Source organism: Desulfosporosinus fructosivorans, from assembly GCF_004766045.1.
In the GTDB taxonomy this organism is placed as follows: Bacteria; Bacillota; Desulfitobacteriia; order Desulfitobacteriales; family Desulfitobacteriaceae; genus Desulfosporosinus; species Desulfosporosinus fructosivorans.
Genome location: NZ_SPQQ01000010.1, coordinates 24,861 through 39,453, shown reverse-complemented (window position 1 = coordinate 39,453; position 14,593 = coordinate 24,861). Strand labels below are relative to the sequence as shown.

The window sequence follows — 14,593 nt, the reverse complement described above, 5'->3', positions numbered from 1 at the left end:
TAATCTCCTATTGCACATCTGCTTACTTACGGAAGAAAAATGAAGTGAATATATCTGGTTCGTATTCAGCAATCCGTAGTGTTCTAGGCTCGCGATAACTCGACTGTCTCGGTAAGAGCAGATTTGATGATTCGTCAATTTGCATTGCGTTGTAGATGTTAGGGTTAATGGCGGGGGAGCCTTTGATTCGATTAAGTATTTTGGCAATTTCATTCTCCTCCTCTGGAAACTTCATCGTTTGAACTTCTTGTATTTCACCGAATTTATAGATTGCTCGGCCCTTTATTTTTGGCAAAAATGCTGCTTGCTTGTATCCATCACCTAATGCGATATGGCTACTCGCAATATCCGGTAAGGGTAGGGCCAGTCTAGCATCAAAGAGTTGTCTGGTATTGCTAAATTTCTCGTACTGCCACATATCTGCACTTGGGCGCTGAGTAGCGCCTATGATAGTTACGCCGGCAGCTGCACTGACCCTTGCTATTTGGTTGAAGTATTGCTGGCATTCTTTATCCTGCATCATGGTTAGTTCGTCAGCTATAATCACGATCCAGGGGATGTCGTAGCCCTTGTCGATAACCCTGTGCCAATCCTTACACTTCAGATCATTAAGTATTTTTGCCCTACCCTCTATTACAAGACAGATAAATTTAAGTAATGCCCTTTGGGATTTATGGTTAGGATCCTGGAATAAATAGATGTAATCTTTGAAGTCTTGAAAATCAACTCGCTTATAATCGATCACAAAAATCATACAGTGGCTCTTGGGGGTGTGTTTACTAGCTATGAGTAAGCTGGCAATAATGTTTAGAATCTGATTAGTTTTTCCATCCCTGGGGTTGCCGGCAATGAACAGGTAAGGGTAGTGGCTGAGATCGCCCACAACTTCACCAGTGGTAGAGTAGCCATAAGGAATAGGTAAATATTTATCAGTGTGCTTCTTAGGGTCAAACTTAAATGGATAGAGATTATTAAGCTCCATGTCTGATAGATACATCTTTACGGATCGACCTTCCTTGGAGATTCTACACTGACCCCCTATTCTTTGAGCAAATAATTCTTCACAGTCTCTTTGAAATTTCTCAAACAGTAGATCCGGAGGAAGAGACAGTACATAAAACCATTCATGCTCTTTTTCACGTTTCTCCACTAAGATTATTGGGACTAGTTTCTTTTGCTTGCCTATATACTCAGGATAAACTGAATTAAGAACTTCACGAACACTAACCGGAACATCACCCATGGCTTTTTTTAATAACCAGTTTCGATATTTCTGACCTAATCCTTCAGTAACGTTTTGAAGTTCGCCGATCATACCATATTTGTCCATGTTTCACCTTCTTGGTTTAGTGGAAACCATGCGTAGATGGTTTATCAGTCACGGTGTCCACCAGTTTAAGCCACATTACTATCTAAATGGTTTCATCCACGAATATGAACGAAACAGCCAAAGCAAAAAAGAGAAACGAATCACAATAATGATGATAAGAATTATTGTGATTCGTTAGCGGAGGGAACGGTCGTGAGGGTAACCGCTGAAGCATTTCTCCTTGGCTTCGATGGGGGAGGGGTATCCTTTTCCTCCAAAGCGAGATAGAGATCCGCCGAAAGCAGAATAACCAAAACTTCTTCCTCGTGCTTGGATTCAATGACATGGTCCTTAATGGACTTACGGATGGTTTTCTGGATCTTGAGGATGTCGAGTACGTTTGCCACTATGATCCGCTCCTTTCAGCTTTGAGATTGTTCATTAGCTCCCTGGCCACGAGTCTTGCGTCATCTGGAGTAATGGGAGGAGCTGGTGGTCGCATCGCTCCGATCTCAGTTAGTTTCATTCGGAATCCGTCCCGGAGCATATCTGCCATTTCTCCTTCCTCTAGGTTTAGGCGCTTAACAGCCTGCTGGATGTCCTTGTCTCGCTTGCGGAGCCTTGCCCTAAGAATTAATATGTCGGCCATTTTGTGTACCTCCTATGCTTCGAGTGTGTTTCGCGTGTGTCACAAATTACCTGTTGTATTTATATTGGCGTATACCCATAATATGCATGTACGCCAATAATTTATCGTAAAAAAATAGCCCTCCTTAATCGGGCCATTTATCGGGCCATAAATAGTCGACTGTTTCTCCAAGGGCATTAGCAATACGTTTTGCGACTTTAAGGGTAAAATCTGGTTTTAAATCATTTTCTATTAAACTAATTTCCTTTTGCTGAACCCCTGCGAGTTCAGCAAGATCATGTTGGGTAAGACCTTTTTGTAGCCTTACTTTTCGAACTCTATTCATATTCATCACCACAGGAAGATTATTCCACATTACCTTAGCAGATTCCTGCTTACCTTTTTCGATACTTGTACCCCCAAAGATGATCGACTGTACACCCTACGGCGTCAGCTATTTTGAATGCCGTAAGAAGCCAAATTTCCTTTTCGTCATTGACTATCTTACTTATATCTGATTGAGGAATACCAGTGCGTTTAGATAACTCCTGCTGAGTAATACGCTTAAGTAACATTTCTTTTCGTAACTGATTTATCAATCCCATCACCGAGGGAAGTATTTCTCGGGCGATGAACCCATTCCCTTTGACTGCAGACAATATATGCGTTGATATATACCATTCGACACTTAATTGTCGTATACTGTCGTAGAATAGCGCGAGATATGTACTTTTGTCCCCTTAAAGCAAACTATTTCGACTAACGAAAAGATATATACTTAAGGAGCCTAGACATAAGTGAATGACAACAGGGAGATAGGCAGGAATATCACACGCTATCGTAGATCAAAGAAGTTAACCCAGGCTGAATTAGCAAAAACGATCGGAATGAGCAAGGGATATCTTGCAGCTATTGAGGAGGGGAGAGAGCGACCTCGGATCAAAACATTGGCGAGGATTGCAGAATGCCTAGATGTAGAACTTGAAGTACTTTTGAGAGAAAAATATTGAAATACATTACGATAGATTACCCCTTGAATAAACACAGAACATGTGTTCTAATAATAGGGAATAAACGTTCCTTATTTAGCAGAAGGTAAGTCGAAAAAAGTAGGAGATGGATAAAATGGAGGCTAAGGAAAAACAGATTCACTCCAATGGTTTACTCGATAAGATCATAGAGAACTACTTAATAGAAGAAAGAGTCCTTAATACTCCACACCAAGGAGCGAGGGAATCTAAGATGGAAGAAAAGTTAATTTCCTTGAGTAAGATCATAAGGGATAAATTAGGTTCGGAGCAGAATCTTTTTATGCAGTATGAAGAATTGTCCACAATTGACGAAAACGCCTCACTCCGCGATGTATATAGGAAAGGATTTATTGATGGGGTTGCTTTACTTAGAGAGATATGTTTTAAAGCATAACATGCCTAGGAACTCATTAGGTGCTATATATAAGACACTGGCAGGACACAAATGAGTCGAAGATCCCTAATCTGCGCGGGTTTTCAATTCTCCAAACGTTAATTGTTGTGAAAATGCAAAACCCCCAAACCATTGTGGTTCGGGGGTTTTCGTGTTATTAAGCCCCTGTGAGAATCTATGAATTTCGATGGGTAATATACATATAATACACAAAAAAATTTAGATCAGATCAATTGCCTTTTTAAGTTCCTCAATATCCTTATAGGTATACACCTTTGTCGGTAATATCAGTACTCGCGTGTCCCATAATGTGTTTAATGCTCACTTTATTTGCTCCTGCATTATCCATCAGTGTTGCGAAGGTGTGCCGGCAATGACGTTCACCTCCTCCTTCGTAAGTTTTTTCGAGGCATTAGTTATGTTTTTCTATTGTATTTTGAAGAGTCCCCTAGGGGCTATTTTCTGTTTGGGCAAAGGAGGGGGAACATGACTAAGAATAAACGCAAGAAATAAGGAGCAGCTAAACCTCCACTTGTACCAATTAAGTACGAGGATACAAGTTTGATTCGTTTAAATCATATAATGCTGAGTAACCGCGGTATTAACGCCCGATGTAAAAGAAGGCCCAGGTATAAATGCCTAGGCCAACTTAGGTGGACTTAAGCTAACTCAGCATGGAGGAGTAATTATCGCGATGATTCGTAACAACAAAGCAATAATTATTAATAATGCTACTAAAATCCCTACACCTAGTAAAAGCATATATTTTCACCACCTAATCAATTTTGATTACCATAAGTGCATTCCTGATACATGTTATTCAGCATGTCCACTGAATGTTCGTGGAGTATTGATCGCATGATGCGGAGTAAGGGATAAGGCAGATAAGGCGGGGGTGAGGAGGAACCTCAGTGTAATCATCAAAAAAGAACTCGAAAGAGTAGATTTATTGCCATAAAGCAAATATAGAATATTATAGGGAGCGAAAATACAAATAAAACTTTTCCAGATGCATCATCGATCGTAAATAGAATAATGAAACCAATGAAAAATAAACCCAGGCAGAGGTAGAGCATACTATCACTCCTTCCCTTACAGGATATGCCCATAGGAAGTAATAGTGACCTTAACTGTTATGCCTAGGCTCTTTTCTTTGTGGGGAAACAAAAACCTCCCGGAGGTGGTGACATGTAGTAATGGACTGGCTATGATTCTTCCACAAGGGTAATGAACAAGAAGAAGAAATCTATTATCTTTGGGATTCTAGGTTCCTATAATTTAATGGTATCGGAACCTAGAAAAGCATTGTAGCGTAACGCTGGATACGCCCATTTATCTCGAGCAACTCGGAGAAGTATTCAACGGTAATAAGTGAGTAATATGTTATTTTAAATACGCTGCTTGTGTGTTATGACAAGCAATAATTGAAATGAACAAGCTAAATGCATATTTTGAATATCTCCCCCATAAGGTAAGACGGAATAGACTGGGGGAGGCTGATGGAAATGAGACCAATCTGGGTTGTAAGTATGAAACGACGTAGACGGGTAGTTCTGGGAATCGCTCTTGCGCTTATTATGACATTAGCCCTTGGCTGGGGATTTGGTGGACAGGATAAAAAAATATGGAGTTGGACCTTGGGAAATAGAGTTGTCGTTATCGATGCGGGTCACGGGGGTGTAGATCCAGGTGCAGTGGGCATAAGTAAAGTACTAGAGAAAGAGGTGACCTTGGCTGTATCCAAACGACTGCAAGTCCTAGTAGAGCAAGGTGGGGCTAAAGTAGTTATGGTCAGAGAAGATGACAGCGATTTAGGTACGGCACAGGGCCTTTTAAAGAGAAAACGAGAAGATTTGGCGCAACGCATCCAGCTTGCCATGGACGTCCAAGCTGAAGTATATCTAAGCATTCATGCGAACAGTTTTCCAGACGCAAAATTGACGGGTGCACAGACGTTCTATCATTCGGGTTCGCCAGAAGGGAAGTTGCTGGCTCAGGCTATTCAGCAGGAGTTGAATAGTATGACGCAGGGCAAAAGAGTGGCTAAAGGAAATCAGGATATATACGTTTTGAAAAAGGCACATCAAGCGGCAGTAACCGTCGAACTAGGATTTCTATCAAACCTTGAAGAAGAACAACTGCTTACAACTCCAGAGTATCAAGAAAAACTAGCTATTGCCATATATCAGGGTTTAAGTGTGTATTTTAGTAAGTAGTAGGGGACTTGGGACACACCAAGCTCGGTGCTTACGATGCAGAGCAAACTAAGCGTGTAAGCTCCTACTGTGGGGAGCGGGGCAAAACACGAGTGAGTATTTCGCCATATGCGCCGTCCTTAGCGCAATGGTGGCGACGCACGTCCTTGTGCGCCGCCCCGTTTTTTGGTTCGGGCTTACGCGGAAGTTTGCTATTGTGCTTACGTAAAAGCGTCGCGCTAGTGTGACGCTGCATCCCTGGCTTGGGCGGGGAACGGTAAAACGAAACGGAAGACGGGGGGGTAGACGGTGATAGAATGGAACGTAGGAGACCGCACATTTTATGTGCACCGTCTTGTGATATAGGGGCGTTTCAATGCAAGTTTAGGGACGGTTCTTGTGCAAGTTTGGGACAGTTGTTTTGAACTTGCATTTTAAAGCGCCGGAAAGGAGGGCAAGGCGCCGTAACGGCGCGACGAAATGCTATGTTGCTGCGGCCCTGTATCGGTGGTAAGCTTACACGGAATGTTATTCTGCTTTCGTAGATCGTTTTGCTTGCGCACATTAGTAAAAGAGATAGTTGGAAATGGATGGTTTTGCAGGAAAACCGTAATTTTCCGCGAATATTCTAGTTATCTAAGTGGATAAAGACAGAAATAAAACTATGTAGGCGAACCCTGCGTAGAGGAAGAAAAAGGAAGTGGTTTTGTGAGTAATTTGCCGATCATTTTATTTTTACTTGGAATTGTATTCTTGTTCCTGGGTTGGCGTTGGCAGAATCCACCCAACGAAGAAGCTATGACTGCTTTAAAGGGGCTAGCGTATTTAAAAAGAGAGATTATTCAGGTTCAGGATCAGGTGCATATTCTCGAGGACAAAATACAAACAGTGGAAAAGAACGAATCTAAGAATGCTGCCCATAGAGAGATAGAACATAAGGAAATAGAACATAGAGGAATTGAGTGTAATGAAAAAAGTCAACTTTATGAATTAAAGACCAAAGAGCAGACAGAAGGAACAAGTGGGAGTGAACGGAAACGCAATATCTCACCGAAATATCAAGAAGTGATAGAACTTGCGGCCAAGGGTCATCGTATACCTGAAATAGCTCAACAATTATTGTTAAGTCAGGATGCAGTAATGATGGTTTTGCAGACGCAATCAAAAGGAGCTGCGAAATGAGAGTAACTCGTTCCTTCTTGCTCGGCTTGAGTTCGGGGCTTATTATTAGTGCAATGTTGGCGCTAGTCATATCACCACAACAGGGACAAGCTGTGATACCTCAAGATCTAGCTTCTGTTCCATCTGTAAAGCAAGAAGCAATAAATCCACCCCTTGCGGCTGAGAAACAAGCTGATCCTCTGCCGGTTGCTGAACCTAATATACCTATTCAACAGGATTTCATTATTCCAAAAGGAGCTAGTTCGGAAAAGATCGCAGATTTATTGGTCGCTCAAGGCTTGATTAAGGATAAAAAGTCTTTCTTAGAGAGTGCTCATCAAATGGGGGCAGAAAGTCAGTTTAAAGCAGGGACATTTACTGTGTCTCTGGGTCTTACCACGGAGGAATTGATTCGTCGATTATTAAAGTGACTTAAGTGAGGAACTTAGTAGTCTGAGAACGGTCGTTGACTTTTATTATGAGATATATGCTGCTTGCAAAATTATTTGCAAGCTTTTTCTATATTGGGGGTACATTAAGATAGACTGGGAATTTGGCTGATGTGAGGGAGACTACCTTTCACCAAGGGGTTTGGCTTCTTTTGAGTGAATTACTCGGAGGAGAGAATCAAGATAGGGGGTATAAATCTATGCAAAAGAATGTCATCAGGATTATTGGTGTACCTATTGATTTGGGGGCTGGTCGGCGCGGGGTAGATATGGGCCCTAGTGCAATTCGTACTGCTGGTTTAAATGAGCGTTTACGACAGTTGGGATGGGATGTAGAGGATTTTGGCAATGTTGAGGTTCCAGTTCAGGAGGAGCTTGAAATCAAGGATAAGCGGCTTAAATATTTGCCGGAAATCGTAAAAGTTAACGAACAGCTCCATCTCATGGTGTCCGAGGCAATGAAAGAGGGGGTTATACCGGTAATTCTCGGTGGAGATCATAGTCTAGGAATCGGTTCTCTTGCAGGTCTGGCGTCAGACGGACGTCATTTCGGATTGATTTGGTTTGATACACATGGAGACTATAACTCACTTGCAACAACAGACAGCGGCAATATCCATGGAATGCCCTTGGCTGTGGCTAACGGTATTGGGGCACCAGAATTAACGTCAATTGGGGGAGAACATAAAAAAATTAGTGAGGAGAATACGGTGATTATTGGGGCCCGTGAAATAGATCCCCAAGAGAGCGAAATGCTACACCAATCTAAGATCACTGTGTTTACAATGCGGGACATTGATCAATTAGGTATGCAGGAGGTTATCTCCCAGGGCATAAAGATTGCTTCTCGAGGGACAGATGGAATTCATGTGAGTTTTGATTTAGATGTTATTGATCCTGAGGAGGCGCCTGGCGTCGGGACGCCCGTTCTCGGAGGGATTACGTATCGAGAGGCGCATTTAGCGATGGAACACTTGGCAGATTCTGGCCTTGTATTAAGTATGGAGGTAGTAGAAGTTAATCCGATTCTAGATAATAGGAATAAAACCGCCGAACTAGCAGTGGGACTGATATGTTCGGTTTTTGGAAAACGAATTTACTGATTTCAGGTTGCAAATGAAATTGGATGAGAGGAATTGAGTCAATGAGTGCAGAAGATAAAGTGTTAAGAAATACAATGGAACTTGTGCAAGATGAACTATCACTTGATGTTTGGCTTCTTTAGGAAGCTTCTCAATTGAGAAGAAACTATTAAGCTTAGTCATACGTACATAGAGTGAGGGAATATTAAGAGTTAGAGTTTGAGTTAGATTTAGAACTCAGGATAGGAGCTAAAGTGGTATGGAAGATGCCGAGATCATTCGGCAAGTACTCGACGGCCATCACGAAAAATTTGCAGACCTTGTAGAGCGTTATCAAATACCGCTAATTCATTTTTTGCGGAGAACTCTCGGCACGGATGAGGAGGTTTTCGACTGCGCTCAGGAAGCATTTCTAGCAGCCTACCGAAATCTAAGTCGATACTCTGAGGTGCATCCATTTCGTGCTTGGTTATACACTATCGCTCGGAATAAAGCTCTTGACCTTTTGCGTAAACGGCGAAGAGAGGTACCTCTCTTCCCAGATGAAAACTTGATTGATCATCAACCCATGCCAGAGGAGGTCTTGCTTGCAAAAGAACAAGTCTCCCTGCTTGCGGAAGTGTTAAACGAGCTCCCAGAACATTATCGACTGGCACTCTATTTGCGTTTTCATCAAGAACTATCGTACGAGGAAATAGCCTTAGTGTTAGACGTCCCAATAAGTCGTGTCAAGACCTACCTCCATCGGGGAAAAGAAAAACTGCGTAAGCACTTGGAAAGGCGGGATATCCATGAAGGAGATGGACAAGGCGTTGTTGACTCAACTGTTTCAAGATAAACCCATTCCCGGTACAGTGCTAGAACATTTTCAAACACAGCTTATAGCTCAGATAGTGGCCAATCCTGTGGATTTTGGAAAGGAAAAACGCATTGTCGAGCTTAGAAAGTGGGGTATCGGGCTAGTCATTAGTTTAATGGTCGCGGGATTAGCTTTTGGGGTCTTTTTATGGTTTGAACGTAATATAGTCTTTCAAGGATTAAATGCGCTATGGTTTATGGTATCTGGATTAACTTATGTTTCTGATCTGCAGCAAATTGGACACGTAATACTAGAGAAGTTGATACTCTTAAGGGAGTTGGAGACAGGACTAAGTCTTCTGTGGGGGGTTATTTCATGGCCAATATTCGGGTTAGTATCCGTTTTTGTAATATTTAGGAGTGCGAATCAAGTTCAGAATGAAAAACCCTCTATCTAAAAAGTTAAAATGGGATTAAACTGTAATCGTGGGAAGTAATTAGTCATTATGCCCTAGAGCAAATCAATAAAGAGAAGAAGAGAAGAAGAGAGATGGGATACTCCATGGATGCAATAAAGGAGTTTTTCAGGGATCAGGCACAGTATCTCCGCAAAGATGTATGGGAAGTTGCGCGCCAGATTGGGGAACATCCAGAACTTGGATACAAGGAATATTTTGCGGCTGAGGTGTTATGCTGTTATCTTCAGAAACATGGGTTTGAAGTAAAACGTGGGATCTCTGGGGTAGAAACGGCCTTTTTGGCCCGATTTAAAGGTACACGTCCAGGCCCACGGATTGCTTATTTGGCGGAATATGATGCCTTACCAGGTGTGGGGCATGGCTGCGGTCATAACTTAATAGGAGCTGCCAGTGCAGGTGCAGCAGTCATCTTGAGTAAGAGTTTGGAACTAGCGGGTGAAATTTTAGTGATTGGTAGTCCAGCTGAAGAAACAAGTGGAGCGAAAGTGACTTTAGTTGAAAAAGGGATCTTTAAGGATGTTGACGCTGCAATAATGTTTCATCCAGGTAGTCAAAACGTTCCTGTAATTTCCAGCTTAGCTTTGGATGCGTTGGAATTTACATTTCATGGAAGAGCTGCCCATTCTGTAGCAGCTACTTCTTTCGGTATAAATGCGTTAGATGCTCTCATCAATTTCTTCGTTGGGATCAACGCATTAAAAAAGCAGATTCCTCAAGATATGAAAGTTAATGGAATTATCACTGAGGGAGGAACTGCCCCCAATATTATCCCTGAACGAGCGGTTGCACGTTTTTATATACGAGCAAGAAAACGTAAAGACTTGGATGAATTGAGAGAACAAGTAATTCGTTGCGCTGAAGGGGCAGCCACCATGGTCTCAGCAAAGATGACTTGGCAGAAATTCGAGTTTTCTTATGATGAAATGCATACGAATCTGGCCTTGGCTGAGTGTTTTACTAAAAACCTGCACGAGTTGGGAATTCAGCAAATTGCTCCTCCTCAAACCGCAATGGGCTCTGTAGACATGGGAAACGTGAGTCGCGCTGTTCCGGCGATTCATCCCTATTTAACGTTAGGAATGGGCACAGAGATTCCACATACCCGGGATTTTGCCCAAGCGGCCCTTTCTCCTGATGGGGAGAGTTTAGTTATGTTGGCAATGCTTGCGCTCGCTTTAACGGGCTGGGACGTTGTAAGTGATAACAAGCTATTACAACAGATGAAGCGGGAGTTTCTTACAGTGAAGTGATTTTGGTGACATCATAATTAATACATACAAAATTGGGAACCATAGATAGGTTAGTATAAAAGAGGGGAGAGGACCCCTCTTTTTTAGCGGTATAGTATTGAATGTTTATACAATTAAATGTATAATTATAAATGAATATTTTAATGAGAGTTTTAAGGCACTTATCCAAGAGCTAAAATGACTAGAATAGTTCGCTATCTGAACCTTGTGCTGGACAGTTAGTCAGAAGATAAATAAAATTTTGGTTGGCGCTGAACCTCAGCTAAGGCGGCCGCCAAGTCGTACTTATGCTTCCAGAAAGCATATAAAGACAGTTTTACTCTTATCGTATAGAAAAGAGTAAATCCGAAGATTGGAGGGTTATGACATGAAGGTTGGTGTACTAGGGGCCACGGGATATGCAGGACAGGAATTAGTCCGTTTGTTGAAACGCCATGAGGAAGTGGGGGACCTGTATCTCGCTTCCTCCAGCGTAGCGGGGGAGGATTATGAATCAGTATATCCACATTGGAGCGGTCAAAGAGTGGGGATTTTGCAGGATGAAAACGTACCAGATCTTGATGTGCTATTTTGCGCACTCCCACATGGGTTGACGGCGGCAAGAACCAGTGCATTTTTAGCACGCAACATTAAAGTCATTGATCTAGGGGCAGACTTTCGGTTGAATTCTGCCCAGGTTTATGAGGAATGGTATAAGGTTAAGCATCCCGCATCAGAGCTTCTTAAAGATGCGGTATACGGGTTGCCGGAGCTTTATCGTGAGCAAATTAGGGGACAATCCCTAATTGCAAATCCGGGTTGTTATCCAACAGCAACCTTACTTGCCCTAGTTCCTCTGCTCCGCCATAACTTGCTTCAAACAAATTATTTAATTATTGATGCCAAGTCGGGCGTATCCGGGGCTGGTCGTGGGGGCGGGTTAGGCACGCACTATGCTGAAGTTAATGAAAACTTTAAGGCTTACGGGGTAGGAAATCATCGCCATACCCCAGAAATAGAACAAGAACTGTCTCGAGCTGCCAAAGTGCCACTAACCGTGAATTTTACGCCTCATTTAGTTCCTATGACGCGGGGCATGCTGGTCACGATTTATGCTGCGGTTCAGCCAGGGATTCAAGAGGAGGACCTTCGGGAGTGCTGGAAAGAACAGTATGAGCGAGAGGAGTTCGTACACGTTTTACCTCTAGGGGCATGGCCCCAGACGAAATTTGCCAGTGGAAGCAACAATGCTTTTTTACAATTGACAGTGGATCAGAGAACTGGAAATGTCATCATTGTGGCAACGATTGATAATCTGATGAAAGGGGCAGCAGGCCAGGCAATTCAAAATATGAATCTGGCGATGGGATACCCTGAGAGCCAAGGAATTTCTGGAACTGCCCTCTGGCCCTGATTAGTGCAAGCCGGGGAAACGGTTCCCGTGCAAGCTGGGGGACGGTTCCTGAACTTGTATCGATCCTGACTTGAATCGCATAGAGATCTTTCTTCGATTTTTCATAGAGATATGTAAGTAATTGTAGGCTTTGATAGTTAGTGGGACTGCCAGCATTTGGGGTTGGCACTAGCCTGGATTTATACTTGGGCTAAGTGAAGGAGAGTGTAAATTAGTGGATAACAATAGTATAGCTTGGAAGTTTATTAACGGGGGAGTAGCTGCCCCGAAGGGATTTTATGCAGTTGGCGTCCAGGCAGGAATTAAGGCTAAGGATAAATATGATGTGGCGTTGGTTTTCTCCCAAGTTCAAGCTCAAGCTGCCGGTGTTTATACTCGGAATTTGGTCAAAGCACACCCTCTTTATCTAACGCAGCGCCATTTGCAGAATGGTTTAGCCCAAGCAATTGTAGTTAATAGTGGTAACGCCAATGCGTGTGTTGGAGTAGCTGGCGATCATGCCGCTCTGGCGATGGCTCAAGTGGTAGCAACGTTTATGGCTGTACCTGCTGAGGATGTTCTCGTGGCTTCAACTGGTGTGATTGGGGTCGAGATGCCGATTGATCGAGTCTTAAGTGGAATTCGGGCGGCAAGTGCAGAGCTCCTCGGAGATATGGTCAAGGGGATTCGTGAGCCAAAGGAGATTTCAGAGAACGGAGCGCATCGGGCAGCATTAGCGATTATGACGACGGATACGACAGTCAAAGAACGTGCGTATGAACTTCCTTGTGAGGGAGGAGTGGTCCGCCTAGGGGGGATGGCTAAAGGATCTGGAATGATTCATCCGAATATGGGAACCATGTTGGGTTTCCTGACGACGGATGCTAACATTGCTTCTTCGGAATTGCAGCGTATCTTACGTGAAGCGGTTGACGAAAGTTTCAACATGGTGACCGTAGATGGGGATACCAGCACCAATGATATGGTCCTCTTTTTGGCGAATGGGGCCTCAGGTATGACCCTGAGCAAAGAAGAGTTGTCTAACTTTGAGAATATGGTGAAGACGATGTGCATTCAGCTGGCTCAAGACATTGCCCGAGATGGAGAGGGAGCCAGTAAATTTATGGAGGTCAAGGTATTCGGAGCGAAAACAAAAGAAGACGCCCAAAAAATTGCGAAGAGTATTTGCGGCTCTAGCTTAGTAAAAGCAGCCCTCTTCGGAGAAGATGCAAATTGGGGTCGTATTTTTACGGCAGCAGGGTACGCTGGAGCAGAGTTTAACCCAGAAAAGGTTGATATCTTGCTAGGGGATTTAATCGTTGCACAAGCGGGAAGAGGAGTAGCGTTTTCAGAAGAAAAGGCTAAAGAAATTCTTGCTTTGAAAGACGTTCATATTAGATTGAACCTTCATATGGGAGAAGAACAGGCAACTGCCTGGGGGTGTGATCTGACCCACGAGTACGTCACCATTAATGGGAGTTACCGAACTTGAGATGGGAGGGTAAAGAATTGACACCGATGGAACAGGGATTAGGCAAAGCTCGAGTTTTAGTAGAAGCCCTTCCCTATATTCAGAAATTTGCAGGAAAGACCGTCGTCATTAAGTATGGCGGGCACGCCATGATTGATCCAGTCTTGAAAGAGTCGGTCATAATGGATGTCTTGCTTTTGCATTCTGTGGGAATTCGGCCAGTAGTCGTGCACGGCGGCGGACCAGAGATCAACGCCATGCTGAAGAAAGTAGGGATTGAAAGTCAATTTGTACGGGGTTTAAGAGTTACTGATGCCCAAACCATGGAGATTGCACAAATGGTTTTGTTAGGAAAGTTGAACACAGAGATGGTATCTCTTCTCAATCGCTTTGGTGGGAAGGGTGTCGGTTTATCCGGGAAAGATGCGCAACTCCTCATAGCTACTAAGAAGCCCATGCAGATGGCAAATAGCCAAGGGCAGATGGAAGATGTTGATTTGGGGTGTGTTGGAGAAATACAGAGTGTCACGCCCGATATTTTGAACACCTTACTGGGACATGGATATATCCCCGTCATTTCTCCAGTTGCCAGTGGAGAAAATGGGGAAACGTATAACGTGAATGCGGATACTGTTGCGGGGAAAATTGCTGAGGCACTGAAGGCAGATAAGTTACTTTTATTGACAGATGTGAGTGGCATACTGCGCGATGTTACGGATCCGGACTCCCTTATCTCTACTATTTCCAGAGGGGAAGTCGATCAGCTTACAGCCGAAGGAATCTTAACCGGCGGGATGTTACCTAAAGTAGAGTGTGCAGTTTCCGCTTTGGAGGGTGGAGTTGGAAGTGTGCATATCTTAGACGGGCGCCTAAGTCATGCTATTTTACTGGAACTGTTTACAGATGGTGGAATCGGAACGATGTTCAAAGGCATCTGATTACTGATTGCCAGAAATCAGTAATCAGATGCCAGA

General features: G+C 43.3%; 17 protein-coding genes. 12 read left to right on the top strand and 5 right to left on the bottom strand.

Features of this window, described 5'->3' with window-relative positions; genetic code table 11:
* Positions 1–22 precede the first annotated feature (22 nt).
* From E4K67_RS22255 to E4K67_RS31630, 5 genes are all read right to left on the bottom strand, one after another.
* Positions 23–1,330, bottom strand: coding sequence for an FtsK/SpoIIIE domain-containing protein (locus E4K67_RS22255; RefSeq protein WP_135550768.1), 1,308 nt, complete (start codon positions 1,328–1,330; stop codon positions 23–25).
* Positions 1,331–1,491: 161 nt separating this feature from the next.
* A complete protein-coding gene (locus tag E4K67_RS22250) occupies positions 1,492–1,716 on the bottom strand; it encodes a hypothetical protein (RefSeq protein ID WP_135550766.1) in 225 nt (74 codons plus the stop codon).
* A complete protein-coding gene (locus tag E4K67_RS22245) occupies positions 1,716–1,958 on the bottom strand; it encodes a hypothetical protein (RefSeq protein ID WP_135550765.1) in 243 nt (80 codons plus the stop codon). The genes E4K67_RS22250 and E4K67_RS22245 overlap by 1 nt, the downstream gene beginning before the upstream one ends.
* Positions 1,959–2,082: 124 nt before the next feature.
* The gene (locus E4K67_RS22240) at positions 2,083–2,313 is read right to left on the bottom strand and encodes a helix-turn-helix transcriptional regulator (RefSeq protein WP_135550763.1); all 231 of its coding nucleotides are present in this window, start codon (positions 2,311–2,313) and stop codon (positions 2,083–2,085) included.
* 19 nt (positions 2,314–2,332) lie between these two features.
* Complete coding sequence (locus E4K67_RS31630; protein ID WP_420841578.1) at positions 2,333–2,512, bottom strand: helix-turn-helix domain-containing protein; 180 nt, start codon at positions 2,510–2,512, stop codon at positions 2,333–2,335.
* A gap of 222 nt (positions 2,513–2,734) precedes the next feature.
* Here E4K67_RS31630 and E4K67_RS22230 point away from each other — a divergent pair, with 222 nt between their 5' ends.
* The 12 genes from E4K67_RS22230 (at position 2,735) to argB (ending at position 14,557) form a co-directional block, all read left to right on the top strand.
* Complete coding sequence (locus E4K67_RS22230; RefSeq protein WP_135550760.1) at positions 2,735–2,947, top strand: helix-turn-helix domain-containing protein; 213 nt, start codon at positions 2,735–2,737, stop codon at positions 2,945–2,947.
* 115 nt (positions 2,948–3,062) lie between these two features.
* Positions 3,063–3,362 (top strand): hypothetical protein, encoded by a 300-nt coding sequence (locus tag E4K67_RS22225; protein ID WP_158408544.1) that lies wholly within the window; start codon positions 3,063–3,065, stop codon positions 3,360–3,362.
* A 1,505-nt stretch (positions 3,363–4,867) separates the two neighbouring features.
* Positions 4,868–5,578 (top strand): N-acetylmuramoyl-L-alanine amidase, encoded by a 711-nt coding sequence (locus E4K67_RS22215; RefSeq protein ID WP_135550757.1) that lies wholly within the window; start codon positions 4,868–4,870, stop codon positions 5,576–5,578.
* A gap of 687 nt (positions 5,579–6,265) precedes the next feature.
* On the top strand, positions 6,266–6,739 hold the full coding sequence (locus E4K67_RS22210) for a DNA-binding response regulator (protein WP_135550756.1): 474 nt from the start codon (positions 6,266–6,268) through the stop codon (positions 6,737–6,739).
* A complete protein-coding gene (locus tag E4K67_RS22205; protein WP_135550754.1) occupies positions 6,736–7,149 on the top strand; it encodes an endolytic transglycosylase MltG in 414 nt (137 codons plus the stop codon). Before E4K67_RS22210 ends, E4K67_RS22205 begins: the two co-directional genes overlap by 4 nt.
* A 218-nt stretch (positions 7,150–7,367) precedes the next feature.
* Positions 7,368–8,270 (top strand): arginase, encoded by a 903-nt coding sequence (gene rocF / locus E4K67_RS22200; RefSeq protein ID WP_135550752.1) that lies wholly within the window; start codon positions 7,368–7,370, stop codon positions 8,268–8,270.
* 238 nt (positions 8,271–8,508) lie between these two features.
* Positions 8,509–9,087 carry an RNA polymerase sigma factor gene (locus tag E4K67_RS22195; RefSeq protein ID WP_135550750.1) on the top strand — a complete coding sequence of 193 codons (579 nt, stop codon included), beginning with the start codon at positions 8,509–8,511 and terminating at the stop codon, positions 9,085–9,087.
* Entirely contained in the window at positions 9,041–9,505 is a 465-nt protein-coding gene (locus E4K67_RS22190) for a hypothetical protein (protein WP_135550748.1), read from the top strand. The genes E4K67_RS22195 and E4K67_RS22190 overlap by 47 nt, the downstream gene beginning before the upstream one ends.
* Before the next feature lie 104 nt (positions 9,506–9,609).
* On the top strand, positions 9,610–10,776 hold the full coding sequence (locus E4K67_RS22185; protein WP_135550746.1) for a M20 family metallopeptidase: 1,167 nt from the start codon (positions 9,610–9,612) through the stop codon (positions 10,774–10,776).
* A 367-nt stretch (positions 10,777–11,143) separates the two neighbouring features.
* Positions 11,144–12,169 (top strand): N-acetyl-gamma-glutamyl-phosphate reductase, encoded by a 1,026-nt coding sequence (argC, locus tag E4K67_RS22180; RefSeq protein ID WP_135550744.1) that lies wholly within the window; start codon positions 11,144–11,146, stop codon positions 12,167–12,169.
* A gap of 214 nt (positions 12,170–12,383) precedes the next feature.
* Positions 12,384–13,640 carry a bifunctional glutamate N-acetyltransferase/amino-acid acetyltransferase ArgJ gene (argJ, locus tag E4K67_RS22175; protein WP_135550742.1) on the top strand — a complete coding sequence of 419 codons (1,257 nt, stop codon included), beginning with the start codon at positions 12,384–12,386 and terminating at the stop codon, positions 13,638–13,640.
* A 17-nt stretch (positions 13,641–13,657) separates the two neighbouring features.
* A complete protein-coding gene (argB, locus tag E4K67_RS22170; RefSeq protein ID WP_135550740.1) occupies positions 13,658–14,557 on the top strand; it encodes an acetylglutamate kinase in 900 nt (299 codons plus the stop codon).
* The last annotated feature ends 36 nt before the right edge of the window (positions 14,558–14,593 follow it).

Coding starts and splice junctions, on each gene's coding strand:
- E4K67_RS22255 (WP_135550768.1), bottom strand. CDS start 1,330: ATGGACAAATATGGTATGATCGGCGAACTTCAAAACGTTACTGAAGGA.
- E4K67_RS22245 (WP_135550765.1), bottom strand. CDS start 1,958: ATGGCCGACATATTAATTCTTAGGGCAAGGCTCCGCAAGCGAGACAAG.
- E4K67_RS22240 (WP_135550763.1), bottom strand. CDS start 2,313: ATGTGGAATAATCTTCCTGTGGTGATGAATATGAATAGAGTTCGAAAA.
- E4K67_RS31630 (WP_420841578.1), bottom strand. CDS start 2,512: ATGTTACTTAAGCGTATTACTCAGCAGGAGTTATCTAAACGCACTGGT.
- E4K67_RS22225 (WP_158408544.1), top strand. CDS start 3,063: ATGGAGGCTAAGGAAAAACAGATTCACTCCAATGGTTTACTCGATAAG.
- E4K67_RS22215 (WP_135550757.1), top strand. CDS start 4,868: ATGAGACCAATCTGGGTTGTAAGTATGAAACGACGTAGACGGGTAGTT.
- E4K67_RS22205 (WP_135550754.1), top strand. CDS start 6,736: ATGAGAGTAACTCGTTCCTTCTTGCTCGGCTTGAGTTCGGGGCTTATT.
- rocF (WP_135550752.1), top strand. CDS start 7,368: ATGCAAAAGAATGTCATCAGGATTATTGGTGTACCTATTGATTTGGGG.
- E4K67_RS22195 (WP_135550750.1), top strand. CDS start 8,509: ATGGAAGATGCCGAGATCATTCGGCAAGTACTCGACGGCCATCACGAA.
- E4K67_RS22190 (WP_135550748.1), top strand. CDS start 9,041: ATGAAGGAGATGGACAAGGCGTTGTTGACTCAACTGTTTCAAGATAAA.
- E4K67_RS22185 (WP_135550746.1), top strand. CDS start 9,610: ATGGATGCAATAAAGGAGTTTTTCAGGGATCAGGCACAGTATCTCCGC.
- argC (WP_135550744.1), top strand. CDS start 11,144: ATGAAGGTTGGTGTACTAGGGGCCACGGGATATGCAGGACAGGAATTA.